The sequence below is a fragment of the Actinomadura sp. WAC 06369 genome, assembly GCF_003947565.1.
GTDB classification, from domain to species: Bacteria; Actinomycetota; Actinomycetes; order Streptosporangiales; family Streptosporangiaceae; genus Spirillospora; species Spirillospora rifamycini.
In genome coordinates, this window is the sequence record NZ_QHJN01000333.1 from 1 (window position 1) to 3,005 (window position 3,005).

Here is a 3,005-nt window from a genome sequence, read left to right on the forward strand (position 1 = left end):
CGCGCCCGTCCAGGACGAACGCGACGTGCGCGGCGCGGTCGAGCATCAGCGGGCTCGTGGTGCACACCACGGTGGTGCGGCCCGCGCGCGCTTGGCCGAGGCGGTCGGCGATGCGTGCCTCGGTGTGCGCGTCCACCGCACTGGTGGGCTCTACCAGGATGAGCACCTCCGGGTCGGCGGCCAGCGCGCGCGCAAGGCGGAGGCGCTGCTGCTGCCCGCCGGAGAACTCGCGGCCCGCCTCGGCGACGCGCGCGTCCGGGCCGGACGACGCGACGATGTCCGCCGCGCTCGCGGCCCGCAGCGCGGGTTCCAGGTCGACGGGGCCGCGCGCGGGGGTGAGCGCCTCGGTCAGCGTCCCGGCGAACAGCCGGTCCTCATTGACCGCGACGACGATGCGGTCGCGCAGGTCGCCGAGGCGGTGCAGCGGCACGCCGCCGGCGTCGACGCGGCCGGGGGCGTAGCCGCCGAGCCGGTCCGCGATCGCGCGGGCGTCCTCCGGGCGGGCCGCCGCGATCGCGGTGAGCCGCCCGGGCCGCACGACCAGGCCCGAGTCGACGTCCGTGAGCGCGCCGGTCGCCGCGGCCGGCGCGGCCGGGCCGCCCCCGGCCGCGCGCTCGGGGGCGATGTCGAGGAGGCGCACCACCCGTTCGGCCGCGACCAGACCCCGGGTGATCTTCCCCGCGGCCTCGCCGAGCGTCCGCAGCGGGGTGATGAGGGCGACGGCGTAGCCGTAGAACGCCACGAGCTGCCCCGCGGAGATCGTCCCCTGCACGGCGAACCGGGCGCCGACCCACGTCACCAGCGCGATCAGCAGGCCCGGCAGCAGCACCTCGGCGCCGCTCAGCCGGGACTCGGCGCGGGCGGCGGCCACCCCGGCCGCGCGGACCCGCTCGGACTCGGCGGCGTAGCGGCCGGCGAACAGCTCCTCCCCGCCGACGCCGCGCAGCACGCGCAGCCCCGCGACGAGGTCGGTCGCGCGGGTGTTGAGCTCCCCGACCCGCTCCCGGTGCTCCTCCTCGCGCTCCCGGTACGGCCGCAGCAGCGGCGCCGCGAGGGCCAGGATCAGCGGGACGCCGACCAGGACGATCAGGCCGAGCGGCGGCGAGATCGCCAGCAGGATCGCGGCGACGGCGACGACCGCGACGACCGCGCCGCTGCCCCGCGAGACGATGTCGAGGGCGTCCCCGATGCCGGTCACGTCCGACATGCCGATGCTGACGACCTCCCCGGCGCTCATCCGCTTCTGCAGCGTCGCGCCGAGCCGCGTCGCGTGCCGGGTGACGAGCTGGATCGTCCGGTAGGCGGCGGCGAGCCAGTTCGCGACGGCGAACCGGTGGCGGGCGCCGCCCGCGGCCGCCTGGCACACCCCGACGAGGACCAGGACGCCCGACCACGCGGCCAGCGCCCCGGCGTCCCGCGCGGTCATGGCGTCCACGGCCCGGCCCAGCACCCCGGGGATCAACACGTACCCGAGCATCCACAGGACGCCGAGGGCCGCGCCGGCGGCCGCGGTGCGCCACTGCACGCGCAGCAGCCACAGGAGGTACCGGGCGGGAGAGCGGTGATCGGGATTGCCTGGATCTTTCTCCGGCAATGGCTTCACCACCGCAGGCTATGCAGGCCGCGGGCGGGGAATCGAGCGATTTTCCGGCCGCGCGCCACGACGCGCCCGGTGCGTCCCGTGGTAAGGAGACGCTAAGCTCTCACCGTACGGAGCGGGCTTCCCCAGCGCTCCATGAGCCGGGACCCTGGCGGTTAGGCAAAGGCCACCACCCCGGTGCGGCCGTCCGTCCGCGCGGTGAGCGCGCGGCATGCGGAGCCGTCCTGACGTTGCCAGTGCCCGTCGCCGGCCCTAACTCTTGGAAGCTTTGTGAGCGCCATCAGCCATCAGACGCGTCCCCCCGCCTCGGGAGCCGAGGATCGGGTGGACCTCCTCCTCATCGACGACACCCCCTCCGGCGTCCTCATGGTCGAGAAGCTGCTCGCCGACAGCGGCCTGGACGCCGACATCACCGTCGCCGCCGACCTGGCGACCGCCCGCCGCGCCCTCACCCGGCGGACGCAGTGCATCATCGTGGACCTGTCGGCGCCCGGCATCGACGACCGGATGGCGGGCCTGCGGGAGGTCCTGGAGATGTCCGGCACCGCCGCCGTCGTGGTGCTGACCGGCCTGGACGACGCGCACCTCGGGGTGCGGGCCGTCGCCGCGGGCGCCGAGGACTACCTGGTCAAGCAGGAGGTGGACGGGCCGCTGCTGGCCCGCGCCGTCCGGTACTCGATAGAGCGCAAGCGGGCCGAGGAGACCGAGCGGCGGCTCGTGGAGGCGCGGATCCTGCGGCGCGAGAACGCGCGGCTGGAGCGCGGGCTGCTGCCCGTCCCGCTGATCGACGACCCGTCGCTGCGGCACCACACCCGCTACCGGCCGGGCCGGCGGCGGGCGCTGCTCGGCGGCGACTTCTACGACACCGTGCAGACCGAGGGCGGCGCCGTCCACCTGATGATCGGGGACGTCTGCGGGCACGGGCCGGACGAGGCGGCGCTCGGCGTGCAGCTCCGGATGGCGTGGCGGACGCTCGTGCTGGCGGGGCACACCGGGGAGCAGCTGCTCGGCATCCTCGACAGCGTCCTCGGGCACGAGCGGCGCAACGAGGAGATCTTCACGACCCTCTGCATGATCACGATCGCGCCGTCCCGGCGGACCGCGCGGATGCACCTGGCCGGGCATCCGGCGCCGCTGCTGTTCCGCGAGGGCCCGGCCGGCTCGTACGACGTGTCGGCGCTGCCGGACTACGCGCACGGCCCGGCGCTCGGGCTGATCCCGGGCGCCGAGTGGCCGACGACGGAGATCGACCTCGGCGAGTCGTGGAGCCTGATGCTCTACACCGACGGGCTGATCGAGGGCCGGATCGGCGCGGGCCCGGACCGGCTCGGCACCGACGGCCTGGTGAAGCTCGCGCACGCGGCGCGCGGGACGGGCGCGACCGGCCGCGCGCTCATCGACGAGC

2 protein-coding genes are annotated in these 3,005 nt (G+C 76.0%); one reads left to right on the forward strand and one right to left on the reverse strand.

The features are described 5' to 3' along the window. Positions 1-1,603 (reverse strand): ABC transporter transmembrane domain-containing protein (locus DMH08_RS39125; RefSeq protein ID WP_233618072.1); only part of this gene is annotated, 1,603 nt, incomplete at its 3' end. A 321-nt stretch (positions 1,604-1,924) separates the two neighbouring features. Here DMH08_RS39125 and DMH08_RS39130 point away from each other — a divergent pair. After that, positions 1,925-3,005, forward strand: a 1,081-nt coding sequence (locus DMH08_RS39130) for a PP2C family protein-serine/threonine phosphatase (RefSeq protein ID WP_233618073.1), incomplete at its 3' end; no start/stop codon positions are given.